Annotated in this window: 25 protein-coding genes; 22 read left to right on the top strand and 3 right to left on the bottom strand. The window is 54.5% G+C overall.

What is annotated here, in order from left to right; all coding sequences use genetic code 11:
* Window positions 1–72: 72 nt before the first annotated feature.
* The 21 genes from IM700_RS08410 to IM700_RS08310 all read left to right on the top strand — a co-directional run bounded on the left by IM700_RS08410 (window position 73) and on the right by IM700_RS08310 (window position 19,646).
* Window positions 73–993: an ABC transporter permease subunit gene (locus IM700_RS08410; RefSeq protein ID WP_193417180.1), complete on the top strand. Its 921-nt coding sequence runs from the start codon at window positions 73–75 to the stop codon at window positions 991–993.
* The gene (locus IM700_RS08405) at window positions 993–1,802 is read left to right on the top strand and encodes an ABC transporter permease (protein WP_193417179.1); all 810 of its coding nucleotides are present in this window, start codon (window positions 993–995) and stop codon (window positions 1,800–1,802) included. Before IM700_RS08410 ends, IM700_RS08405 begins: the two co-directional genes overlap by 1 nt.
* Complete coding sequence (locus tag IM700_RS08400; RefSeq protein ID WP_193417178.1) at window positions 1,799–2,845, top strand: ABC transporter ATP-binding protein; 1,047 nt, start codon at window positions 1,799–1,801, stop codon at window positions 2,843–2,845. Before IM700_RS08405 ends, IM700_RS08400 begins: the two co-directional genes overlap by 4 nt.
* 5 nt (window positions 2,846–2,850) lie before the next feature.
* Window positions 2,851–3,639 (top strand): DeoR/GlpR family DNA-binding transcription regulator, encoded by a 789-nt coding sequence (locus IM700_RS08395; protein WP_193417177.1) that lies wholly within the window; start codon window positions 2,851–2,853, stop codon window positions 3,637–3,639.
* 14 nt (window positions 3,640–3,653) lie between these two features.
* On the top strand, window positions 3,654–4,478 hold the full coding sequence (locus tag IM700_RS08390) for an alkaline phosphatase family protein (RefSeq protein ID WP_193417176.1): 825 nt from the start codon (window positions 3,654–3,656) through the stop codon (window positions 4,476–4,478).
* A gap of 19 nt (window positions 4,479–4,497) precedes the next feature.
* On the top strand, window positions 4,498–5,520 hold the full coding sequence (locus IM700_RS08385; RefSeq protein ID WP_193417175.1) for a PHP domain-containing protein: 1,023 nt from the start codon (window positions 4,498–4,500) through the stop codon (window positions 5,518–5,520).
* Between the two features lie 78 nt (window positions 5,521–5,598).
* Window positions 5,599–5,748, top strand: coding sequence for a hypothetical protein (locus IM700_RS08380; protein WP_193417174.1), 150 nt, complete (start codon window positions 5,599–5,601; stop codon window positions 5,746–5,748).
* A 124-nt stretch (window positions 5,749–5,872) separates the two neighbouring features.
* Window positions 5,873–6,571, top strand: coding sequence for a PspA/IM30 family protein (locus IM700_RS08375; RefSeq protein WP_193417173.1), 699 nt, complete (start codon window positions 5,873–5,875; stop codon window positions 6,569–6,571).
* Between the two features lie 31 nt (window positions 6,572–6,602).
* A complete protein-coding gene (locus tag IM700_RS08370) occupies window positions 6,603–7,634 on the top strand; it encodes a TFIIB-type zinc ribbon-containing protein (RefSeq protein ID WP_193417309.1) in 1,032 nt (343 codons plus the stop codon).
* A complete protein-coding gene (locus IM700_RS08365) occupies window positions 7,631–8,437 on the top strand; it encodes a TPM domain-containing protein (protein WP_193417172.1) in 807 nt (268 codons plus the stop codon). The genes IM700_RS08370 and IM700_RS08365 overlap by 4 nt, the downstream gene beginning before the upstream one ends.
* Window positions 8,438–8,457: 20 nt before the next feature.
* Window positions 8,458–9,486 carry an SPFH domain-containing protein gene (locus IM700_RS08360; protein WP_193417171.1) on the top strand — a complete coding sequence of 343 codons (1,029 nt, stop codon included), beginning with the start codon at window positions 8,458–8,460 and terminating at the stop codon, window positions 9,484–9,486.
* Window positions 9,487–9,863: 377 nt separating this feature from the next.
* Entirely contained in the window at window positions 9,864–10,649 is a 786-nt protein-coding gene (locus IM700_RS08355; protein ID WP_193417170.1) for an ABC transporter ATP-binding protein, read from the top strand.
* A 27-nt stretch (window positions 10,650–10,676) separates the two neighbouring features.
* Entirely contained in the window at window positions 10,677–11,531 is an 855-nt protein-coding gene (locus tag IM700_RS08350) for an ABC transporter permease (RefSeq protein ID WP_193417169.1), read from the top strand.
* A gap of 76 nt (window positions 11,532–11,607) precedes the next feature.
* Window positions 11,608–12,762, top strand: a complete 1,155-nt coding sequence (locus IM700_RS08345) for an ABC transporter substrate-binding protein (protein WP_193417168.1) — start codon at window positions 11,608–11,610, stop codon at window positions 12,760–12,762.
* 38 nt (window positions 12,763–12,800) lie between these two features.
* Window positions 12,801–13,877 carry an LLM class flavin-dependent oxidoreductase gene (locus tag IM700_RS08340; RefSeq protein ID WP_193417167.1) on the top strand — a complete coding sequence of 359 codons (1,077 nt, stop codon included), beginning with the start codon at window positions 12,801–12,803 and terminating at the stop codon, window positions 13,875–13,877.
* A 28-nt stretch (window positions 13,878–13,905) separates the two neighbouring features.
* Window positions 13,906–14,523, top strand: a complete 618-nt coding sequence (locus IM700_RS08335) for a cysteine hydrolase family protein (protein ID WP_193417166.1) — start codon at window positions 13,906–13,908, stop codon at window positions 14,521–14,523.
* A 5-nt stretch (window positions 14,524–14,528) separates the two neighbouring features.
* The gene (locus IM700_RS08330) at window positions 14,529–15,839 is read left to right on the top strand and encodes a zinc-binding metallopeptidase family protein (protein WP_204801132.1); all 1,311 of its coding nucleotides are present in this window, start codon (window positions 14,529–14,531) and stop codon (window positions 15,837–15,839) included.
* Window positions 15,840–15,867: 28 nt separating this feature from the next.
* A complete protein-coding gene (locus IM700_RS08325; protein ID WP_193417165.1) occupies window positions 15,868–16,356 on the top strand; it encodes a flavin reductase family protein in 489 nt (162 codons plus the stop codon).
* A 2-nt stretch (window positions 16,357–16,358) separates the two neighbouring features.
* The gene (locus tag IM700_RS08320) at window positions 16,359–16,871 is read left to right on the top strand and encodes an NAD(P)H-dependent oxidoreductase (RefSeq protein WP_193417164.1); all 513 of its coding nucleotides are present in this window, start codon (window positions 16,359–16,361) and stop codon (window positions 16,869–16,871) included.
* 84 nt (window positions 16,872–16,955) lie between these two features.
* Window positions 16,956–18,047, top strand: coding sequence for a TetR/AcrR family transcriptional regulator (locus IM700_RS08315; protein WP_193417163.1), 1,092 nt, complete (start codon window positions 16,956–16,958; stop codon window positions 18,045–18,047).
* 33 nt (window positions 18,048–18,080) lie between these two features.
* Window positions 18,081–19,646, top strand: a complete 1,566-nt coding sequence (locus tag IM700_RS08310; RefSeq protein WP_193417162.1) for an MFS transporter — start codon at window positions 18,081–18,083, stop codon at window positions 19,644–19,646.
* Between the two features lie 84 nt (window positions 19,647–19,730).
* On the opposite strand, the gene mscL is transcribed toward IM700_RS08310, so the two are convergent.
* The 3 genes from mscL to IM700_RS08295 form a co-directional block, all read right to left on the bottom strand.
* On the bottom strand, window positions 19,731–20,126 hold the full coding sequence (gene mscL / locus IM700_RS08305) for a large conductance mechanosensitive channel protein MscL (protein WP_193417161.1): 396 nt from the start codon (window positions 20,124–20,126) through the stop codon (window positions 19,731–19,733).
* Window positions 20,127–20,400: 274 nt separating this feature from the next.
* Entirely contained in the window at window positions 20,401–21,309 is a 909-nt protein-coding gene (locus IM700_RS08300) for an EamA family transporter (RefSeq protein WP_193417160.1), read from the bottom strand.
* Window positions 21,310–21,470: 161 nt separating this feature from the next.
* Entirely contained in the window at window positions 21,471–22,382 is a 912-nt protein-coding gene (locus IM700_RS08295) for an AraC family transcriptional regulator (RefSeq protein WP_193417159.1), read from the bottom strand.
* Window positions 22,383–22,585: 203 nt separating this feature from the next.
* Here IM700_RS08295 and IM700_RS08290 point away from each other — a divergent pair, with 203 nt between their 5' ends.
* Complete coding sequence (locus IM700_RS08290; protein WP_155606867.1) at window positions 22,586–22,774, top strand: hypothetical protein; 189 nt, start codon at window positions 22,586–22,588, stop codon at window positions 22,772–22,774.
* Window positions 22,775–22,868 lie beyond the last annotated feature (94 nt).

The raw sequence follows: 22,868 nt of genomic DNA, 5'->3' as shown, positions 1-22,868 counted from the left end.
CAACCATTTGAAGCGGTGCGTCAGACGTCTTGGACGGAGGGCGCCCCTTTTTTCCAATAAGGAGGATGTGGCGTGAAGCGGAAAAATCGCTGGTATTTGCTTGGGCTGCTTCCTTTCGTCGTCATGGTTGCCCTGTTCCAGCTGGTGCCGATCGTGTCGATGTTAACGGGAAGCGTCCGTCCGGAGGACGGCGCCGGTATGACGTTCGGGTATTACGCCCGAATTTTTCAAAGCGATTATTATCTTAAAGCCATTCAGAACAGCTTGCTGATTTCGGTCTTCTCGAGCGTGATCGGGATCGTCGTCGGATTGGCGTGCGCCTACTCCGTGACTCGGTTCGCGCCGAGGATGCGGGACCGTTTGATCATGGTGTCCAATATGACCTCGAATTTCGCCGGCGTGCCGCTCGCCTTCGCATACATTATCCTTCTGGGCAGCAACGGGGTTTTTACCTTGCTCTTTAAGCAGTGGGGCTGGGACGTGTTCGCCGGTTTCAACTTATATAGCTGGTCGGGGCTGGTCCTGGTGTATGTGTATTTTCAGGTTCCCCTGGCTTTGTTGCTGCTGTACCCTTCGTTTTACGGGATTCGGGAGCAGTGGAAGGAAGCGGCGTCCCTGCTGGGCGCGAGCCATTGGCAGTTTTGGAGAACGATCGGGATTCCGGTGCTGATGCCGGCCGTGTTCGGTACGCTGGGGATTTTATTCGCCAATGCGATGGGCGCTTACGCAACGGCTTATGCCCTCGTCGGCAGCAATTTCAACTTGCTTGCCGTGCGGATCGGGAACTTGGTCTCGGGCGACGTCGTGACCGAGCCGCAGTTGGGGAATGCGCTGGCGGTCATTCTAGGCCTGTCGACGCTGCTGGCGGTGTACCTGAACCATAAGATGACCCAGCGTTTGCACCGGTTCCAACCCGGCTCGGTGGAGCGGAAGGTCCGCGGCCGGCGGAAATGGCCGAAGCTGAAGTCGCCTGCGCTGAAGGAGGAATTGTGATGCAGACGCCAAGCAAGAAGGCGGGCTGGGCTCCGCGTTCCCTGATGCTGCTGATGATGGTTTACTTGCTGCTTCCTCTGCTGGCGACGATGATTTACGCGTTCGCGAAGGAGTGGCAAGCCACGATTTTGCCGGAGAGCTGGACGCTGGAATGGTTCGGCGGGATGTTTCAGGATGCGCGTTTTCTGGACGCGTTGTGGAAATCGCTGTACCTTTGCGCGATCAGCATCGTGCTTAGCCTGGCCGTCATGCTGCCGGCCGTATTCATCATCACCGTCTATTTGCCCCGGCTGGAGAGCTTCATGAAAGGGATCGTCGTGCTCCCTTATGCCGTGCCCGGCGTCGTTGCTGCGGTGGGGTTGATCCGCACATATTCCACCGGTCCAATCAACATTTCGGGCACCGCCTATATTTTGATCGGCGCGTATTTCATCATCGTGCTGCCTTATATGTACCAGGGCATCCGCAACAGCCTGTTGACCGTATCGGCGCCGGAGCTGCTGAATGCCGCGGAAATGCTGGGTGCCGGCCGCATGAAAGCGTTCGTGACCGTGATTTTGCCGAACATTTGGCCGGGCGTGGTGACGTCGACGCTGTTGTCTTTTTCCGTGCTATTCGGGGAATTCGTCATGACCAATATGCTGGTTGGGGGACATATTCAGACCATCCAAGTGTACTTGTCCCGGCGCATGAATGAAAGCGGGCATTTGGCCAGCGCGATCGCGATTTCGTATTTCTTGTTTATCCTGGCGTTGTCCATGATCTTGATGAAACTCGGCAAAAAAGTAAACAGGGGGATTTCAGAATGAAGCCATATCTGAAGCTGGAAGGGATCCGTAAGCAATTCGGAACGACGACGGTGCTGAATCAGGTGAATTTGGACATTCGCGAGGGGGAACTCGTCACGCTGTTAGGTCCATCCGGATGTGGAAAAAGCACGCTTCTGCGCTGCATTGCCGGTCTGACGGAGATCAACGAAGGGCGGATTTGGCTGGATGACAAGGACATCGTCAACCTGCCCCCTCGCAGCCGAGAGATCGGCATGGTGTTCCAATCGTACGCTTTGTTCCCGAATCTGACGGTCAGCGAGAATATCGAATACGGGATGCGGATGCGCGGGATGACCAAGGAAGCCCGTCGCCAAAGATCCAACGAACTCTTGGAGCTCATTGACTTGACCGATAAGCGGGAAGCCTATCCCGCACAACTGTCGGGAGGCCAGCAGCAGCGGGTGGCGCTCGCCCGTTCGCTTGCCGTCCGGCCCAAGGTGCTTCTGCTGGATGAGCCGCTGAGCGCGCTGGATGCGAAAATCCGCAAAAACCTGCGGACGGAAATCCGCGAGATTCAAAAGCAATTCAACATGACCACGATCTTCGTCACGCATGATCAGGAAGAAGCGCTAACTTTATCCGACCGGGTCTGCCTGATGAATCAAGGGAATATCGTACAACAAGGGACGCCGGAGGAATTGTACGGCAAGCCTGTCACCGAGTTCGTCGCGCGGTTCATGGGCAGCTACAACGTGCTGACGCGGGCTGAAGCGATGCGGCTGTTCGGCACGGTCCCCGGCGACGGGGAGAGTTATGCCATCCGGCCGGAGGCGCTTTCGCTGGTCGGCGAACAGGATCAAGAGATTGACCTGATCCATGCGGGCAAACCGATCGTGGAAGGAACCGTTCATTCGGCGTCGATCCTCGGCAACGTGATCCGTTACGCCATCGATGCCGCCGGCATCCGGCTGACGGTAGATGCCTTAAATGACGGGCGAAGCCGTCGGTTGGAGGAGGACCGCAAGGTCGCCCTGGCTTTGGATCGCGCGCAATTGCTGCAGCTAGAGAAGGAAGGGGCCTAAGCAAGTTGTCCATTTCATCCGAGGAACGCAAACGATTCATCATGGAGCAGTTGAAGCAGGAGGGACAGGTGAAGGTACCGGAGCTCTCGCAACGCTTCACCGTATCGGAAGAGACCGTACGCCGCGACTTGATCCTGCTGGAGAAAGAAGGTTTGGCCAAAAGAGTGTACGGCGGCGCGGTCCTGACTAAGCTGACCAGCTACGAACCGCCGTATTTGCAGCGTCAGAAGGTCAAGGCGGAGGAGAAGGAGCGAATCGGCCGCGCTGCCGCCGAGCTGATCGAATCCGGCGATACGATCGCCATCGATATCGGCACGACGACACTGGAGATGGCCAAGGCGATTGCCGGGCGGGAGCGGCTTACGATCCTGACGAACTCGCTGGCCGTGGCGTATCACTTGATGGAATCGCTGAACGGCGGGAGGTTTTCCGGGAAGATATTTGTGGTAGGCGGGGAATTAAATCCGGAGCAACAGTCGATGTCGGGAACGATCGGCGAAAGCATATTGTCGCAGTTTCGGGTCGATAAGGCGTTTATCTCCATCGGGGGGATCTCCTTGGAACGCGGAATCAGCGATTACGATGTTGACGAGACGGGGATGTCGCGCCGGATGATCGAAGCGGCGTCCCGCACGATCGTGCTGGCCGATGCGTCCAAGCTGGGCAAGGAAGCTTTCGTGGAGATCGCGCCGCTTGGGCAGGTTCACGCCATTGTCAGCGACGCCGCCGCACCAAAGGAGTGGATGCAGACGCTCCGCAGTCATCGGATCCAATGGATGGAAGCCACCAATTAAAGGGGGAGAAACGAATGTCATCAGCAGAAGCCAAGAAGCTCGTCGTGGTAGTACTGGACGGGTTAAGATATGATGCTGCCCGCAAGTATCTCGGGTACATGGAGCATCTCGTGGAGCAGGGGGAGGTTACCTGTTATCAAGTGCAGTCGCAACTTCCGAGCTTGTCGCGCCCGCTCTACGAAGTGCTGTTGACCGGTACGCCCGTTGCGAGAAACGGCATCACGGCGAATCACATTGCGCGGCTCAGCCGGGAGCAAAGCGTGTTCCATCTCGCCGTAGCCGCGGGACTAAGAACGGCCGCCGCTGCGTATCATTGGGTCGGCGAACTGTATAACCGGGCACCGTTTAATCCGGTCACCGACCGGCATCAGCATGAGGAAAACCAGCCGATTCAGCACGGAATCTTTTACTTTGAAGACCACTATCCGGATAGCCATCTGTTCCTTGATGCGGAGCATTTGCGAACGACGTACGATCCGAGCTTCCTTTATATCCACTCGATGAACATCGACGATATGGGGCATAAGCACGGCGGGGAAAGCAAGCAGTACGAAGGCGCCGTCCGCGCGGTGGATGGGATGCTGGCTACCCTTGTGCCGCTGTGGCGGTCGCAAGGGTATGAGATTATCGTCACCTCCGATCACGGGATGAATGCGGCGGGACAACATGGAGGAACCGAGCCAGAGGAGCGAAACGTTCCGCTGTATGTATTTGGCGAGTTACCGATTCCGTCGCCGAAGCTCCAGGGCGATCAGGGATTGTCCCAACTCTATTTGGCTCCGCTGATGTGCCATTATCTCGGGATCAAGCCTTCCGGGGCCATGGTGAAATGGGAGTAGACAAGGAGGGAGTTTGCGGGTGAAGGTTGACATGCATTTTCATCTGGAAGAAGGCCCGTATTCTTTGCGCTGGCTATCGCGTACCTTACAAGGATTGGCTGCGACCGAGCCGGGGCCGGATCCAGCGCTGGGGCATCACACGATCGAGTATGCCGAAGAAATGAAACAGCTGTTGTCTCGGCGTATGGAGCAGGGAGCCTATAGCGAAGAATGGTTGGATCGCTACTTGATTCGGGGGCGCGAACGCGGCATTCAGGAGTTTGGCGTCGTCGATCATCTGTACCGGTTCCGGGAATGCCGCCCGTATTACGAGAAACATATGCTGTTGGATGACAGTCGGGTTGGCAAGCTGCAGCGGACCTGGTTGGACCAAGTATGCGTGGCATCGATCGCGGATTTCGTGAACTTCGTCACGGAGGCGAAGAAGACTCGGCCGGATTTGGCCCTCGGCATCGAGGCGGATTTCTTCCCCGGGTGCGAAGCGGAATTGGGTGAGATTTTGTCCGGCTATGATTGGGATTACGTGATCGGCTCGGTACATTTTCTGGAAGGCTGGGGTTTCGACAATCCGGAGGCGAAGACCGGCTTTGACGGCCGGGATCCCGTGCAAACCTACGCGGATTATTACGAATTGCTGCGACAGGCTAGCGTCTCGGGGTTGTTCCAGATTATCGCCCATCCGGACAACCTGAAGGTGTTTGGCTTCCGGCCGGCTAATGAGAAGAAGCTGCTGCCGTATTACCGGAGCATCGCCAAGGAAATGGCCCGTAGCGGCGTCGCTACGGAGATCAATACCGGCCTCGCCTACCGCTATCCCATCGCCGAGAGCTGCCCGAGTCCTTTGTTCCTGTCGGTATTGGCCCATTACCGGGTTCCGCTGACGTTATCCTCCGATGCTCACTTTCCGGACGATATCGGCACCCTGCTCGATACGGCCTTGGCCGACATGGTCAAGCTCGGATATAAGGAGCTGGCGGTGTTTCGGGACGGGGAGCGGCGGATGGTGCCGATTTTTAAGAATAACCATGCGGCAGCGAAGTAAAGTTTATGGCCCCGCTGCTGCATATAACGACTCCTTTCCGCGCAAAGTTATCTTAAAACTAGGGAGGAGTGTAGCGTTATGCAACAAGATTACGAATTCACGGATTTGGAGGACCGGGCGTCGCTGGTTCAGGAGATTCGGAGGCTCGAGGAGAAGATCGAGCAAACCCTCGGGGAGAAGGTCAACCTGATCGCGTACTCCGAGAAAAAGGAAGACTCTGACCAATAAACCGTGTATGCGCCCCTTTGGGGGCGTTTTTATTTTTGCCATTCCTTCATCGCCGACATTGAAACCAACGGATCGGATTTGATGTATTATGAAGTAAATAACGGATCTGAAGGAGGGATGAGAAGTGGGAATCTTAGCGAGGTTTCGGGACGTGATGCGGTCCAATCTCTCAGCATTATTGAAGAGTTCACCGGATCCGGCGGCGGCGGTGGATGCCTACATGCGCCAATTGAGGCTGGATGCAGGGCAAGTGAAGGCGGAGGCGACGGCGGTACAGGTGGAGGAAGACCGGGCGAAGCGCGCGCTGGATGAATGCGCCGAGGAGGTTCGGAAGCTGCAGCGGTATGCGGAGAAAGCGGTGGAATCGGGAGACGAGTCTTCCGCGCTGAAGTTTCTGGAGCGGAAGGCGAAGCTGGCGGAGCGGCTGAATGGACTGCAGGCAGCCTACGAGCAAGCCGCGGACAATTCGTCCAAAATGAAGCAGATGCAGGATAAGCTGGGTTCCGAACTGCAGGGGCTGGAGATGCGGCAAGCCGAGCTGAAGCGCAAACTGGCGGAGGCCGAAACGCTGAGCCGGACACAGGCTTCCGGTGGAAAGGAGACTCTTCGCGAGCTGGAGGCGAAGGCCGATCAAGCGCTGAACGAAGCGCTGGCATTGGCCGAGCTGCGAGCTGGGACGCGGGAAGACGATCTGGATGCTATCTTCGCGGAGCTGGAGAAGGGCAACAACACGGCCAGAGAGGAGTCGGGTACTCTTACGGTAACTACTCCGGAGGACGAACTCGCGGCGCTTAAAGCGAAAATAAACAAGCAAAATTCCTGAATTCTTATTCGGATGGATCGAGGTGAACGATTTGCCGGTCATTGAATACAAATGTCCGAGCTGCGGCAGCGGCATGACTTTCGATAGTACGACGGGCATGTTATCTTGCCCAAGCTGCGGCCGCAAAGACAATATCGAGCAAATTCCCGACCCGTTAAAGCAGGAGGTATTCGCGGAGGATGAGGTCCGGGAGTATCACTGCGAAAGCTGCGGCGCGGTGATCGTGACGGAACCGGAGACCAGTGCGACGACCTGCAGCTTCTGCGGCTCCGCCGTGGTGTTGAGCGATCGCCTGACCGGAAAGCTGGCCCCGCAACAGGTGATCCCTTTTGCGATCAGCAAGGAAGAAGCGATGGCGGCCTTCAAGAAATGGTGTCGGAAAGGGCTGCTCACGCCCCGCGGCTTCATGACCGCGGACCGCATCCAGAACATCACCGGGATGTACGTGCCGTTCTGGTTGTACGACTTACTTCATAATGTGGATGTCCGCGGCCAAGGGACCCAGGTGAGAAGCTATCGGAGAGGCGATTACCAATACACGGAAACGGATTATTACGAGTTCTACCGGAGAATCCGTCTCAATTATGTGCGGCTGCCGATCGATGCCTCGGCGAAAATGGACGATCAACTGATGGATAAGCTGGAGCCTTTTCCCTACGATCAATTGAAGACGTTTAAGACGCCTTATCTCGCAGGCTATATCGCCGAAAAGTATAACTTTAACAGCGAGCAACTCACCCCGAGAGCTCGGGAGAAAACCATGCCTTATATCGAATCCTATATATCTTCGACTGTTGCTGAATATGCTACGGTAAGTTATTCCGACAAGCAAATCGATACGACCGTCAAGCAGTCCGATTATACGCTGCTTCCGGTGTGGATGGTTTATTACAACTACAAGGGGAAACAATACACGTTTGCGATGAACGGGCAGACGGGGAAAGTGGTAGGGAAACCGCCGCTTAGCAAGGGGAAAATGGCGGCATGGTTCGCCGGCGTTTCGGCTGTATCTTTCCTGGGGCTCAAAATCGTGGCCTGGATGTTGGGAGGCGGCTTCATATGAACAAGCGAGGGGTAACCACGTTTTTGTTGCTAACGCTGGTCGCGTTATGGATGCTGACTCCGTTGACGGCTTGGGCAGAACAAACACCAACCGAGAAGAAGCTGATTTACGACGAAGCCGATATCCTGTATCCGGAATATATCGAGGATTTGAACGCATTGGCTAATGAATATGGGCCGAAGCGGGAGACGGACTTTATCGTCTTTACGACGGATAATCCCGAAGATGAGGACGTCGTCAAGTTGACGGAGGATTTCTATGACGAGCGAGCTCCGGGGTACGACAAAGCCCATGGCAATGCCGTGATTTTGACGTTGGATATGCGCAACCGGGATTTATATTTGGCGGGTTTCTATAAAGGTGAGAAATACCTGGATGACAGCCGTTTGGATAAGATTCGCAATAAGATTGCCCCGCTCCTAACGGCAGGCGATTATCATGGCGCCTTCGCAGAATACATACGCACATCCTACCGGTATATGGGGTTCCGACCGGGAGTGAATCCGGATAACCTCCTGTTCAATACCGCCATTCAACTCGTGATCGCACTCGTCATCGGGGGAGTGGTTGTCGGTATAATGGCGTTCCGGAGCGGTGGCAGGGTCACGGTGAACAATCGTACCTACGAGGATTCAGGTGACTCCGGCGTTATATGGCGGCAAGACAACTATCTCCGTACCACGGTAACGAAAACGAAGATCGAGAGCAGCAGCAGTGGGGGCGGAGGCGGCAGCAGTGGCGGTGGAGGCGGAGGAACGACCGGCGGCGGACACTCGCATAGCGGGAGCCGGGGATCATTTTAACGGAAGGGGCCGGGGAGCCTATGAGTTTTTTCAAGAGCCAATTTGCCAATGTCGTGGAATGGGAAGAGTTCCGGGACGACATGATTTTCTGGAAATGGAATAACCGAGAGATCAAAAAAGGGAGTAAGCTGATCATCCGCTCGGGGCAGGATGCCGTCTTTATCAATAACGGGAAAATCGAGGGGATTTTCAAGGAGGAAGGCGAATATAACGTTGCCTCGGAAATCGTGCCGTTCCTGTCTACGCTGAAAGGGTTTAAGTTCGGTTTCAACAGCGGCATGCGGGTTGAGGTGTTGTTCGTGAACACGAAGGAGTTTACGGTCCGGTGGGGCACGCAAAATCCGGTGTTAATTCCGACGCCCCAGCTCCCCGGCGGGATGCCGATTCGTGCGAACGGTACGTTTAATTTCAAGGTCAATGACTATGTGACGTTAATTGATAAGGTTGCGGGAGTCAAGCAAAGTTATTTGGTGGAGGACGTCAGACTTCGCATTACCTCCGTACTCGACCAATTGCTGATGAAGTGGATTAGCCGAGAGGGCAAAGACATGTTTAATCTGCAGGCCAACGCCGTGGATATCGCACGCGGCATTAAAGAAGATCTAGATATGCAGGTGATGGACGACGGTCTGGCGATTACGGGATTCCAGGTCATGAGCTTCAGCTATCCGAAGGAAATCCAGGATATGATCACCAAGACCGCGTCGCATGAAATGATCGGCAATCTGCCGAAATACCAGCAGGTCAGCATGACCGACGGTCTCGCCTCGGGCAAGGTGCAAGGCGGCGGGGCCGCTTCGGACATGGCGGGCATGATGATGGGCATGAACCTGGCCAAGGAAATGATGAAGAACCTGAATTCGGAACCAGACCACGGGAAGGATCATTCGCAGCCGCAGTCGCCGAACCCAGGGACGAGTCAGCCGCCGCAACCCTCGGCGCCTTCCGCCGCAGGAGCAGGTTCCAAGCGCCCTAATTTCTGCCCGAACTGCGGGGCCAAGAACGATGGCGCGAATTTCTGCCCGAATTGCGGGCAGAAGCTGGCGTAAGGGATTCTGTTCTAACCATTGCTAGCTTCGCGAGTATTCGACAGATGGAAAACAAACACCGTTCACTACCGAAAAGGTAGAACGGTGTTTGTTTTTGTTTAGAGTCAGTTGAAACAGGGTTGATTAACTTGTTAATTAACATAACGAAAAACCGAATCCGGGAGTGAATTTTGATTGAATAACGAAATACATGTCATTATACCTAACATAAAAACGTGAATATTGACTTTATTCTCAAATGAAATGCCAAAAATAAATTTTCTTTGTAATATAAGTTGACATAAAAGTTGGGTGGTGCTACTATTTTGAATAACAAATTAAATAGATAGTTAATTATTTTTAATCAACTAATTAAATGCATAGTGTGGTGATGAGGATTGACTTACATCAAGGTGAGCGATGTCAGTAAATGGTTTAAGCGCCGGGGTCATATGACCGAAGCACTGCGGGACATTCATCTGGAGTTGGAACAAGGCACGTTCGTCAGTCTGATCGGTCCAAGCGGATGCGGCAAGTCAACCCTGCTCCGCATCGTAGGCGGACTTGCCGAGGTGGATCGGGGCGAGGTTACGATCGGGGGGCTGAGCCCGCTCGACGCGCAGAGCCGGAAGCAATTCGGTTTCGTTCCTCAATCTCCGGCTTTGTTTCCTTGGCGAACCGTCTTGGAGAACATGAATCTTCCGTTTGAGGTGAACGTAAGGGGAACCGCCGCCGTTAAGGTGGTAGAACGGGAAGATCCTGTAGAATTGCTGAAATCCGTCGGGCTTGGCGATTTCGTGAATGCCTACGCGAAGGAATTGTCCGGGGGCATGCAGCAAAGGGTAGGAATCGCCAGGGCGTTCGGCTCCGGAGCGCCTATTCTTCTCATGGATGAACCTTTTTCTGCTTTGGATGAGATCACTCGGGAGAAAATTAGCTATCAATTGCTAGACATCTGGGAATCGCATCAGAAAACGGTGCTGTTTGTGACGCACAGCTTGAGGGAAGCCGTTTTATTGTCCGACAAGGTGGTGGTGATGTCGGCTAGACCGGGGCGTATAGCGGCGGTAATCGACATTGGCTTGCCAAGGCCGAGACGTGGCCCGGTTGAGGACACAGAAGAGTTCCATCGGTATGTTGCCGAGATCCGGGGTTACTTGCGGGATGAATGGAAGTCGAATTGATAGATCTAGAAAGGAAGTGGTTCTGTCATGAGAAGTGCTGCTAGAGAAGGCGTAATCAGGGTCGCTTCGAAGCCGGGGAAACAGAAAGAGGCGTCCGTCCTAAGCAGAGTAAAGTCCCGGGTGGTTTCCTCACCATACTTACCGCCCCTTGCCGCGTTCGTTGCCTTGTTTCTGGCTTGGGAACTTGCGGTGCGCCTGTTCAAGATTCAGCCGGTCACCTTGCCGGCCCCGTCATCGGTGTTATATGAGTTTGCAACTTCCATTGGATTTTATTTGCCTCACGCCGGGGTGACGTTATTCGAAGCTTTGGCAGGATTCTTCCTAGGTATGGCGGTCGCGATTGTTGCCGGGATATTTATGGCCCATTCCCCTTTGCTGGAGCGAACCCTGCTGCCGATCGCGGTTCTTGCCAACGTCACGCCGATTATAGCCATTGCCCCTTTGTTTATCCTCTGGTTCGGTTTCGATGCGCTGCCGAAAATACTCATCGCTGCGATTATCACGTTTTTCCCGATGTTGATTAATTCGATCACGGGATTTCGCTCGATTGATGGAAATCACTTGGAATACATTCAATCTCTTCATGCGAGTAAATGGGAAATATTCTTCAAGCTGCGTTTGCCGAATAGCTTGCCGTATCTGTTCTCGGCAGCGAGAACCTGCGTCAGCCTTAGTGTAATGGGGGCTGTAGTAGGGGAATGGAGTGGATCGACGGAAGGTCTCGGCAACGTCATCATGATGTCCAGCAACTATTTGCAGACCGAGCGAATGTTTTCGGCAATCTTCATGCTGGCGATCATGGGAATTCTGTTGACGAACGTCGTGCGGTTTATCGAACGGAAGGTGTTGTTCTGGCACGCGATGGGCGGCGACCGAGACTAATTGAATGAGGCCGGACCAGCCACGGGCTGACCGCATAGATGAGAGATATTGGATAGGGAGATGGAGGAGCATGGAGATGGAGAAAAGCAAAAAAATACCGTTGTTATTGGTACTAATGATGTTGACTGCCATGATGTTGTCGGCCTGCGGTAGTTCAGGCAAGGCGCCAACTCCTGCGGCGAATGCCGCTGCGGATCATGGAGCCGGAGAACCGTCCAACTCGGTTGAATCGGCGAACGGCTCTGCGGAGGACGGACCTGTCGATTGGGAAGCGAGAAAGAAGCTCAATGAAGAGGCCGGAGAAATTACGTACATCACAGGTTATTATTACGCGGCATCTCCGCCGGATATCGAGGTTGTGATGGCCCAGGAGCTGGGTTATTTCAAGGAGTTGGGGCTTAACGTAAAGATCATGCCCGGGCTCGATTCGGAGGGCATGAAGTTCCTGGCGGCAGGTCAGGCGCAAATTGCCAGCGCGGGCACGCCGAGCCTCGTGATCCAATCCGTCTCGAACGGCGCGGACATCAAGGGGATCGCTACGTTCGGCTCCACGGGCACTAGCGCCATTATGGTCATGAGTGATTCCGGCCTGAAGGAGCCCAAGGACCTGGTTGGCAAAATGCTTGGCTACCACGGAGCCATGCCGGCGAACGTCGTCGCGATGTTCAAGAATTCGGGGGTGGACCCGGCGGAAGTCAAAGGGGTTTCCGTAGGATACGATCCAACGGTGTTGAGTTCTGGCCAAGTGGACGCATTAACGGTATACAAGTCGAACGAGCCTTATTTGATGCAGCAAATGGGTGTTGAGGTTTCGATTATCGATCCCGGCCAGTTCGGAGCGGAAACCTCCTTTGGCGTCTTGACGGTGAACAACAAGTTCGCCGAGGCACACCCTACAGCGGTGGAAGATTTCCTGAGAGCTGTATCCCGGGCGCACGACTATGCGGTGTCGCATGGCGAGGAAGCCTTAAAGGTGATGGCATCCAAGTCCGATTCCGTATACGACCTGCCGACGGAGACGAACCGTTGGTCGGTCGAGAGCAATCTGGTAAGGCAATCCCGTATCCCAGGCCACGGCGTAGCCTGGCAGGCAGAAGAGCAGTGGTCGCGCGAAATCGAGATGCTGTCCTTAGCCGGCGTCATCAAGGAGCAGCTCCCCGTCGATCAAGTGATGAACAATGCCTATATCGATTCGATTTATGACGGTGAAATGTTAATTTGGCCGGAATAAGCCTATGAATTTCATTAAATACAAGGAGTGACGAACCGATGACGACGATCGATTACAACAAAGTGGATTTCGGGGTATTTTTGCCGGTGACCAACGGAGGCTGGATCATTTCCGAAACCTCCCCGCGGTTGGACGGGAGTTATGCCATCAATAGAAAAGCGGCGGTCATCGCCGAGGATTTGGGTTTGGATTTCATCATGTCGATGGCGAAATGGAAAGGATACGGCGGTACGACAAACCATTGGGGGACGTCCCTGGAATCGATGACGATGATGGCCGGGCTGTCGGAAGCGACGACCCGGGTGAAAATCTATGCGACGGTGCATACGCTCCTGTTCAATCCAGCGGTAGCCGCCAAAATGTTTGCCACATTGGACCAAATCAGCGGCGGACGGGTTGGCATGAACGTCGTTTCCGGTTCTTTCGCCGGGGAATTTCAGCAAATGGGCATGTGGCCGGAGGAGCTGAGCCACGATCAGCGCTACGATTTGGCGAAGGAATGGATGCAGGTCGTGAAGAGGCTGTGGAGCGAGGAGAAGGTCACCCATCAGGGACAATACTTCCACCTGGAAGAATGCGAGTCTTTGCCAAAGCCGCTGCAAACGCCGAGACCGGAAATCATTTGTGCCGGCCAATCGGAGAAAGGCATGGGCTTTACGATTGACGAAGGGGATGCTTGCTTTATCGGCGGCCGGGATTTGGAAGAACTCGCCGCAGTAAGCAAACGCGCTAAGGAGATGGCGGCCGAGCGCAACAAGACGATCAAAACCTACGCGATGTTTACCATAGTGCCCGGGGATACGGACGAGCACGCGGAGGAGCGGATCAAAATGTACCAGGAAGGGGCGGACTTCGGCGCGATCAAAGGCATGCTCCGCAGCTATGGTCTTGAGCCCGACGGTCGGGAGAATTCGATGGTGCACCGTGCCAAGAGCGCCTTCATGACGGAGACGATCGCGGGCAGCGTGGACACGATCCAAGGCAGAATCCAGGAAATCATCGAGACAACGAACATCGACGGAATGATGTTGACCTTCCCCGACTACGTGGAAGACCTGACGATCTTCGGCAAAGAGGTGCTGCCGAGACTGAGAGGAACCCTCGCCGTCAAATAGGCAAGGCTTTAGAAAGGATGGATGCGCAATGGGGATGGGGCTGAATGATCATGCGGCTTTGTTGATTGTGGACGTGCAGCGGGATTTCTGCGGGACGGACGGAAAAATGGCGGACTTCGGCGCCGATTTGTCAGCGGTCGATCCTGCCGTCGATCGCATCGAGGAACTCATTCAGGGGGCGCATGATCATCGGGTTCCGGTCATCTTCATCCGTCTGGTCACGGATGCGGAGACCGATTCCCGGGCCATGAAAGCCTGGTATGCGCTGCAGGGGTTCGATCCGGAAGAAGCGGTTGCGGTTTGCCGGCGGGGGACCCCAGGCAGCGAGGATTACCGGATCGCTCCCGGCCCCGGGGATTATGCGGTCGAGAAACAGCGTTACAGCGCGTTTGTGGGCACTCGCCTAGAGTTGCTGCTGCAGCAGCTGGACGTTCACAAACTGGTGGTTACAGGCGTCACGACCGAATGCTGCGTGGACTCCACGATTCGGGACGGATTCATGAAAGACTATGGGATCTTCGTCGTTGAGGACGCCTGCGCGGCGTATGATCAGAACATGCATGACATGTCCATCCGAATTCTGGGGATGAATTTCGCAACCGTGCTTTCCGCGGAGCAGGTTCTCTCCGATTGGAAGGGGGCGTAGGTAGAATGAGCCTATTGAAAGGGCAAACATTGACAGACCGCGATCGTGAGGTTATGCAGCTCATCCGCAGCCACATCGACGGAGAAGAACTAACCCGGCTCCTGCTGGAGCTTGGCAATATCCGCAGCCTTGCGGGTTATGAGAAGGAAGCGGGAGATTATGTATACAACTGGTTAAAGGAGGAAGGTTTCAATCCGCGTAAAGCGGGGATGGTCGAGAATCGCTTTAACGTGATTGGGACTTTCGGCGGAGCGGCGCCGGGAGAAGGCAAAAACCTGTTGCTCACCAGTCATTTGGATACGGAAGCCCCGCAATATAACGAACGCGATCAGTGGCGTTACCGGCCGGAAACTGTGGAACGCCCGGAATGGCTGGAGGCAAAGTTCGAAGACGGCGTGTTCTCGGGCAGGCCGGTCGAGAACGATCGCGGGCCGATGACCTGCACGCTAATGGCTGCCAAAGCGTTGAAAAAAGCAGGGCTCTCTCTCAAAGGACGCTTGTACGTTACGGCTTGTCCAGGGGAGATCGGTCCCGAGCAGGTGGAGGAATTCCGCGGTAGCGAGTTTCTGGGGAAAGAGATCGGGGCCCAGTATTTGTTGTCTCATGGCGGCGTTGCCCCAGATTACGCGATTGCGGCGGAAGGTACCGACTTCGGCATGACTTGGATGTCTTGTGGTCATGCGCTCTACCGGATTGATCTATACGGCGAAGAAGTGTTTACGCCGCTATTGGAGCATTCTTCGGAGCTGGTAAGGCATCCGAATCCGCTGGTGAAGGCGGCGGTGCTGATCGGTAAAATCCAGGAGTGGGCGATGGCTTACGAGAAGGAGAACACCTACAGCGCGAACGGAGGGACCTCGGTCCCGAAAGCGCAAATCTCCGCGATCCGTGGCGGCGACCCTCATATTATGGGGGCTGGCAGCGAGGTTTGTTCAATCTATATCGAAGTCAATCTCACGGCAAAGCAATCGATCGGGCCGATTCAGCGAGGGCTCGAACGACTCCTTCATGAGGCTAACCTGCTGGGCCAAGTTCTGCCCCTTGTGTATCGGCAAGGGTACGAGGCGAATGATGAGGAGATTGCCCCATTGGCCGAAGCCATCGAGGCGGGGAGCCAAGCCGCCGGCCGTGGCCGGTTACCGATTGCGCATCCAGCCTACTCCAGTATGTGGCGGGACCATAATGTGTTCAACATGTACGGTATCCCGTCGGCCACCTTCGGTCCTGCTCGATTTAGACCGACGCTTGACGATATGGTGGACGCTGCGGCGATTTATGCCTTTACCGCATGGAAAATATGTAACGGGCCGAGTTAAAGCGGCCCGGCGAACGGAGGAAGCGAAAATGGATCCGATGGTTTGGAGAAATACGATGGGGCAATTTGCCACGGGGGTCACGGTCATCACGACGTTGGACCAAGAGGGGAATCCGCTGGGCATGACGGCAAACGCTTTTACTTCCTTGTCACTTGACCCACCGATGGTGTTGATCTGCGTTGACCGCCATAGCGCCACACTAACGGAGTTGGCGGCAACGGGGAAGTATTGCGTGAATATCCTGGAGAAATCCCAGGAATCGATTTCCCGGCAATTCGCCAAGAAAGGCGGTAACGAGAAGTTTTTGGGGATTGCCTATCATGCCGGGGAGACCGGCCTACCGGTGCTGGAAGGCTGCTTGACGAGCGTGGAATGCGTTGTCGAGGACGTGCTGGAAGGCGGGGATCATTTGGTCCTGCTGGGCCGGGGACTCCATATCCATACCCCGGGAGGGGCGGCGGAACCGCTGCTATTTTATCGCGGGAAATATGCGGCATTGGATAAGGCGGGTGCGTAACCATGCAAATCACGACGATTGTAGGCAATCCGAAGCCCCGCTCGAAAACCTTTGCTTTCGCCGAACAAACGGCCGAGCTGCTTCGTGATATACTTAAGCGGCATATTTCCACAGAGGTGACGCATGAAGTCATCGATTTGGCGGAATATGCATCTGCTCTAGTACAATGGGATCAGGAGACAATCCAATCGCTGCAAGCCCGAGTGGAAGCGTCCACTTATCTTGTAGTGGCAAGCCCTACGTACAAAGCGACCTACACCGGACTGCTTAAACTATTCATGGACTTGCTCCCGATGAACGCCCTGTCGGGGAAACTGGCTTATCCGCTGATGGTCGGGGCGGGGTATCAGCATCAATTGGCGGTCGAGCTTCACTTGAAGCCTTTACTTGCGGAATTGGGAGCGATTTGTCCGGGGCGAGGACTGTATGTCCTCGATACCGAGGGGGATCGCGGCCGCAATGCGATCGAGGAATGGATAAGGAGTACTGAGCCTGTCATGAAATCCCTGCTGTAAGCTTTCTTCGGAGGAGTATTCTTGACGGAAGCGCCCAGTAGCTCCAACTCGAATATTCTTCCAAGTTAGAAAGGTGGACATGATATGTCTCAAATGACGAAATCGGATGAGCAGAAGACCAACGTGCAGGAACGGATTCTAAACTGTGCGGAGGAGCTGTTTGCAAACAGCAGTTACTCCGCAACGCGCATCAGCGATATCGCCGCGAAGGCCGGAGTCAACCAGGCACTCGTACACTACTATTTCGACACCAAAGAGAAGTTGTACCAGGCTGTGTTGATGCGCCTGTTTAGCCAATGGGAAAGCTATGTTGAAGGACAATCGTGGGAGAACGTTCATCCGGAACTTGTCTTGAAACAATATATCAAGGCGCATTTTGACATTAAATGCAAAATTCCAAATTTGTATAAAATCTTTCATAAAGAATCCCTGGAGGGTGGAAAACTGTTCGACCGGTATGCTTCCTCCAAGTGGTTTCAGGACTTCTTCGACAAGAACGAAATGTTCAAGGAGTGGAAGCGGGCCGGTATCCTCAATCCGCACGTTAACGTTCAGGTCGTTCTGTTTTGTCTCTGGGGGATGATGAATCAATTCTATTATCGTGATACGGATTCCCTTGCGATGATTACGGGATATACGGGTACGAAGGAAGAACTGCAGGAAGTCATTGCCGATCAAATGATCGGAATCGCGCAGCACGGCCTGCTGATGCACAATCCGGTCAAGGAGGAAAATGACGCCTCCGACGGGAAGGGCCGCAATATTTGCGTATTCTTCGATCCAGCCGCCGGCGAGGCGGAACAGGATGGAGAGCTTTCCGCCATCCTTGAGGCGATGCAGGGATGGAACGGTTGTACCGTAAACGTTATCCGCAGCTTGGAGGGATGGCGGGACCGGGATGGGAGCGAGGATTTTCTCTTTGTGGCGGTTTCCAGCAAATACGGCGAGTTATCGGAAGATATCGTACATTTGCTGCGCTATTGGGAGACCAACTCCGGGGCCATTGCCGACCGGTTCGTGGGGATCTGGACGAAGAGGGAAGGGGCGGCATCCGATGCCGTGCAGCGAGTGCTGGAGGAACAGATCAATCGTTATGGAGGTTTTGCGGTATCGCGAATTTCGGAACATACCGTGCACGGTTATCTGAACCGCTGCGCGAAAATGGCCGGCATTTGACGTACCTAGCGTAATGAAGCGGGTGATGGTGGAATGGAAAGCAGATTTGGGGGGCTTACGGCCAGGCGGTTTCATTGGCTGTTTGCCGGACTCCTGTTAAGCATACTTTTAACGCAATTGGATCAAACGATCGTTTCTACCGCATTGCCGACGATTGTGACTCAATTGGAAGGATTTACTCAGATGTCCTGGGTATTTACGATATACATGCTGACTTCGACTGCGATGACTCCCATCGCCGGCAAACTATCCGACCTATACGGACGAAAGGTGTTCCTGGTGTTGGGGTTGACGATATTCGTGATCGGGTCCGTGCTTTGCGGGTCGGCCCAGTCGATGCTGCAGCTCATCATTTTCCGCGGCATTAAAGGAATCGGTGCAGGGCTTCTGATGCCGATCACCTTCACGGTGGTCTTCAGCCTGATGCCGCGAAACGGCAACAGTGTATACCAGACTCTATACATGAGCGTGTTCGCCCTCTCCTCGGTGATCGGGCCGACGGTCGGCGCGCTGATTACGTCGCTGTTGAGCTGGAGATATATATTCTACATCAATCTGCCGCTGGGACTGGTCATCTTCGTGATTATATTGAAGCTGCTCCCTCGAAACGCGGCAATGCCGAAGCCGGACGCATCGATCGGTTATGTCGGTCCCGGTTTGCTGATTCTGGGTACTCTATCGTTGCTGCTCGCCTTGAAGACGGGCGGCGTACAATATGCTTGGAGCTCCCTGCCAATCCTCGGCTTGCTAATCGTCGGAGGAATCGCCACGGCGTGGTTCGTCCTTAGTCAATTACGAGAGAAGGAGCCGGTTATTCCTTTTCGCTTGTTCCGAAACCGAGTGATGGCGAGCACCTATGTCGCGACCCTAATGCAGGGAATCATGATGTACGGGGCGCTGGTGTATATCCCGTTATTCGTGCAGGGCAGTCTAGGCGGCGGCGTGACCGGGACGGGCGGCGCATTAACCCCGCTCATGTTATGCGTCATGTTTGGTGCAACTTTGTGCGGAGCGCTCATTCAACGCTTCACTTGGCGCTTTAATATCGCTTTGTCAATGTTGTTGTCAGGTACAGGATTCCTGATGATGATTTTCCTCCCGGTTAACGTGAGCTATGTCGTCTTATGCCTGGTGATGATGCTCATCGGCCTCGGCATCGGCATGATGATGATGGTGGGGCAAACCGCGGTCAGCATGGGGGTAGACGATTCGGTTAGAGGAGCCGCGACTTCGTCCGTTAGTTTCTTTCGCTCCATCGGCGGCGTTTTCGGCACAGCGGTACTAACCTCTCTAATCAACGCGAGGCTGTCCGTCCTGTTGGAGCGCCACTCGGGGGATTTGTCGGGAGTGGCTGGCGAGCTGGGGGTCGTCACCGACCCGTTGGCCGCATTGAACTCCCATGCCGGTTTACCGGCGGAGCAACTGGAGTTGATGCGTCAAATGCTGGGGGATGCCGTGCAATATGGTTTCTGGCTCATGGCAGGCGCAGCCGCGATCGGCTTCATCGCGGCGTTTTGGGCAGGGTCGTCAAGGCAAGAGGTTTTGCCTCCGCCGCTGGAAGCAGCGCCGGCCAAAGCTGACGCGATAACCATCCGTTAGCCAAGTTGCAAGAATCCGTCATTCGAAGAAAGCCCGAGCCGCAACGCTTCAGTTGCGGCTCGGGCTTTGATGCTTCGGTTGGAGTTACTTCTCCTCCAATGCTCTTTGCTTCAGCAAATCGCGGATTTCGGCCAGCAGCTCTTCCTCTTTGGAAGGGGCGGGTGGGGCTTCAGACTTCGGCTCCTCTTTCTCTTTGCGTTTCAGTTTGTTAATTCCCTTGACGAACAGGAAGATGGAGAAGGAGACGATAAAGAAGTCGATGACGGTTTGCAGAAACGCACCATATTTCAGTATGGTGTCGCCATATTGAAACTGCATCTCTTTCAGATCGATGCCGCCAACCAACAAACCGACGACGGGCATCAGGATATCGTTGACCAAAGAGGTCACAATCCCTCCGAAGGCTGCGCCGATAATCACCCCGATGGCGAGATCAAGCACATTTCCTTTGAGCGCAAAGGCTCTGAATTCTTTCCACATGATGGGTACCTCGCTTTCGGCATATTAGTAGCAGTATAACATGAGTGAGCCTAGGGTAGTCCATCGTGAGGATATGTCATGAGCCGGACTTGTCTAACGGACACCAGAGACGCTAATGGGAGACGAGCGGATGCATCGTGACCGTAACGGACGGAGAGGACGCTATTTCCAGAAAATCACCGTGACATGCAGCTCCGCAGGCCGTATAAGACCCGTGGAGTCCGTTACGCTGGGAAATACCCGGGAAATAGGCTGATAAGATCATTACGGTCCGTTACAGCTCGTCCGCCAAGCCGAGCAGCGCAATCCCTGCCAGAACAAGCACAACGACGGCGTATTGCAGCCGGCTGAGCCGTTCCTTGAGGAACAGGCGGGACAAAATTACCGAGAATACGCTGTACGAAGCGATCAGCGGCGCGGCCACGATGGCATTGCTAGCCATGGCGAATACGTAGAAGAACTGGCCCGCCGTCTCGAAGATCGCGGCAACGCCTTTGACGCGCTCTCCCCAGAAGTTGAACCGTTGTTTTTTGACCGCGACCAAATAGATAAAGACGACCGCAGCGCATAGGAAGAAGGTGAACTCGTAAGCCAGCAGCGCGGCGTCCTCCCCGATCAGCTTCAGCTCGTCCAAATAAATCCCGTCGGCAAACGTACCTAATCCGTCAAGTAGACAGTAGAGCAGCGGAAAGGTAATCGCCATTACGCCGATTTGATATTTCGCATCGATACGCTCTGTTCCCGATTTGAGAGCGACCCGTTCGCCCTGCTTCTCCAGAACCGCCAGCCCCACTACGCCGAGGGTGATGATCGTTACCCCCGCAATTTCGACCCAGCCGAGGTCATGGGGAAAGAACAGATACAGCAGGATCGCCGTCACGGCCCCGGACGAGTTCTGTACCGGCGAAGCGATGGAAAGCTCGATATACCGGAGCCCGAAATAACCAATCGCCATCGATAGGATATAAAGCGCAGAGACCGGCAAGTATCGGATCATATCCATCGGATCAAAGGAAAGCCCCTTAATTAGCAGGTAAGCCGTAGCGTGAATCCCCATCACAAGCCCAACCATCACCACGATTTTCAGATGACTGTATCGATCGTGGCTGTCGCTGCCTTTTTTATAGAAAAGATCTGCGCCCCCCCACGCCAAAGACGTAAGTAGTGCGAATAAAAACCACATGTCGTTGCTCCTTCCGTGTAAATGGCAATCTTTTTGATTATACAAAACAGAACGCCGGGAATGTCTATGACAAAATTTACCGGAGGGAAAATCACCAAGCTCGGAAATAAAGCGAAAAAATCCCCCTCTGCCCATAAAGAGAGCCAAGGGGGATTCCAGCCTTATCCTTCGATCTTCACCACCGGCGTGCACAAGAATGTTAATTGCAGTTCCGGCGGGACGCACTGGTTCTGATACCACTCGTAGTTCGGCCGCGTCGGATCGGCCCTCCAGCCGCTGTCCGGGAGCCATTCCTGGATCCAGCGATCCCAGGTCGGGCCGATTTCCTCGGACGAGCCGAAATGGACCGTCACGGCGTACAAGCCTGCAGGTATCACGTATTCTATCAACCCATAGCCGGCTTCATTCTGAAAGTCCGCGTCAACGGCGATGGCGGCATAAGACCGTTTCTCCGGCATCGGGATATGGTCCGCATGGTCAGGAAATACCGACATCCATTCTTGGGCTTGCGGGTACTGTTGATGCTCTTTCAGGATGGTGTGGAGCTTCTCCCAGGCTTTGGGCAATCCCCAGTAATCTCCTACGTTCTCCACACCCACAATTCGTTTGGCGTCAAAAGCGACGATTTTCGTATCCATTCGATTCACTCCTTCGGGATTGAGGTAGAACCAATGGGATGGCTGGCTTTCGTTGTAGTGCAGACCAACGGAGGAAAACACAGCGCCTTCCCACCCCGGCAGCTTCCGGGCATCGGTCGGGGTCAGCCCGTAGATGCGCTTGAACGCCTTGGTGAACGCCTCCGGCGTTTCGTATCCGGAATCCAGCGCGATCTCCAGCACTCCCCTGTCAGTGTTCCGCAGGAGGTGCATCGCCTTTTCCATACGCAGCCGTTTGAGGCATTCGTGCACGTTCTCCCCGGTCAGCTCTCGAAACTTCCGGTGGAAATGATACGGGGACGAATGGAGCTCGCTGGAGATTTGCCGGAAATTCAGCGGTTCATCTAGCGCACCCAGGATGCGTATAATCGCATCTTCAACTTTTCGGTGCCAGTCGATCTTGGTATTGGTTCTCATAACAACCTCATCTTAATCCCGGAAGGGAGGTTTTGACCTGTTCGCGGTTGCGTTTTTGTGGGGTAACCGGTAGATTCCTTTATATTTTCGACTCGGTTGACCCCGGAACCTCCCTGCAAAAATGCAAACGCTCTCTACTTATGTTAAAATGCTTCTAACATGAAATCATAGATTCGATAAATAAGAGGCGGGAGTGTCGCTATATGAGAGGATACAACTTGTGGCGTCCGATATTTTTGATTTTAATCGCGCTGCTGACAAATGGCTTGGTCACCAACCTTTGCATCTTGTTTGGAATGACGCCTGAAGCCGCGGGGAACATCGGGTTTGTGGCGATGATGCTTGCCGCCTTGATCGTGTATACCCGGTTCGCGAAGAACCGCCGCAAGTAGGTAAGGAAGAGACGCGCCCGGCGTCTCTTTTTTGTTATGGCTTTAGCCAGTTGAGCTCGCGAAGCGTGCGAAACAAAAAACCACCCGCTATGCG

Source organism: Paenibacillus rhizolycopersici, assembly GCF_014947195.2.
GTDB classification, from domain to species: Bacteria; Bacillota; Bacilli; order Paenibacillales; family Paenibacillaceae; genus Fontibacillus; species Fontibacillus rhizolycopersici.
The sequence above is the reverse complement of the archived record's forward strand: the minus strand, read 5'-3'. Positions and strand labels throughout refer to the sequence as shown.

What these genes read in the sequence shown, in the direction of transcription:
- mscL (WP_193417161.1), bottom strand. Translation starts at nt 20,126, where the DNA reads ATGTGGAAAGAATTCAGAGCCTTTGCGCTCAAAGGAAATGTGCTTGAT.
- IM700_RS08325 (WP_193417165.1), top strand. Translation starts at nt 15,868, where the DNA reads ATGGATCCGATGGTTTGGAGAAATACGATGGGGCAATTTGCCACGGGG.
- IM700_RS08365 (WP_193417172.1), top strand. Translation starts at nt 7,631, where the DNA reads ATGAACAAGCGAGGGGTAACCACGTTTTTGTTGCTAACGCTGGTCGCG.
- IM700_RS08295 (WP_193417159.1), bottom strand. Translation starts at nt 22,382, where the DNA reads ATGAGAACCAATACCAAGATCGACTGGCACCGAAAAGTTGAAGATGCG.
- IM700_RS08310 (WP_193417162.1), top strand. Translation starts at nt 18,081, where the DNA reads ATGGAAAGCAGATTTGGGGGGCTTACGGCCAGGCGGTTTCATTGGCTG.
- IM700_RS08320 (WP_193417164.1), top strand. Translation starts at nt 16,359, where the DNA reads ATGCAAATCACGACGATTGTAGGCAATCCGAAGCCCCGCTCGAAAACC.
- IM700_RS08300 (WP_193417160.1), bottom strand. Translation starts at nt 21,309, where the DNA reads ATGTGGTTTTTATTCGCACTACTTACGTCTTTGGCGTGGGGGGGCGCA.
- IM700_RS08335 (WP_193417166.1), top strand. Translation starts at nt 13,906, where the DNA reads ATGGGGATGGGGCTGAATGATCATGCGGCTTTGTTGATTGTGGACGTG.
- IM700_RS08345 (WP_193417168.1), top strand. Translation starts at nt 11,608, where the DNA reads ATGGAGAAAAGCAAAAAAATACCGTTGTTATTGGTACTAATGATGTTG.
- IM700_RS08315 (WP_193417163.1), top strand. Translation starts at nt 16,956, where the DNA reads ATGTCTCAAATGACGAAATCGGATGAGCAGAAGACCAACGTGCAGGAA.
- IM700_RS08290 (WP_155606867.1), top strand. Translation starts at nt 22,586, where the DNA reads ATGAGAGGATACAACTTGTGGCGTCCGATATTTTTGATTTTAATCGCG.
- IM700_RS08330 (WP_204801132.1), top strand. Translation starts at nt 14,529, where the DNA reads ATGAGCCTATTGAAAGGGCAAACATTGACAGACCGCGATCGTGAGGTT.
- IM700_RS08350 (WP_193417169.1), top strand. Translation starts at nt 10,677, where the DNA reads ATGAGAAGTGCTGCTAGAGAAGGCGTAATCAGGGTCGCTTCGAAGCCG.
- IM700_RS08405 (WP_193417179.1), top strand. Translation starts at nt 993, where the DNA reads ATGCAGACGCCAAGCAAGAAGGCGGGCTGGGCTCCGCGTTCCCTGATG.
- IM700_RS08390 (WP_193417176.1), top strand. Translation starts at nt 3,654, where the DNA reads ATGTCATCAGCAGAAGCCAAGAAGCTCGTCGTGGTAGTACTGGACGGG.
- IM700_RS08400 (WP_193417178.1), top strand. Translation starts at nt 1,799, where the DNA reads ATGAAGCCATATCTGAAGCTGGAAGGGATCCGTAAGCAATTCGGAACG.
- IM700_RS08360 (WP_193417171.1), top strand. Translation starts at nt 8,458, where the DNA reads ATGAGTTTTTTCAAGAGCCAATTTGCCAATGTCGTGGAATGGGAAGAG.
- IM700_RS08340 (WP_193417167.1), top strand. Translation starts at nt 12,801, where the DNA reads ATGACGACGATCGATTACAACAAAGTGGATTTCGGGGTATTTTTGCCG.
- IM700_RS08380 (WP_193417174.1), top strand. Translation starts at nt 5,599, where the DNA reads ATGCAACAAGATTACGAATTCACGGATTTGGAGGACCGGGCGTCGCTG.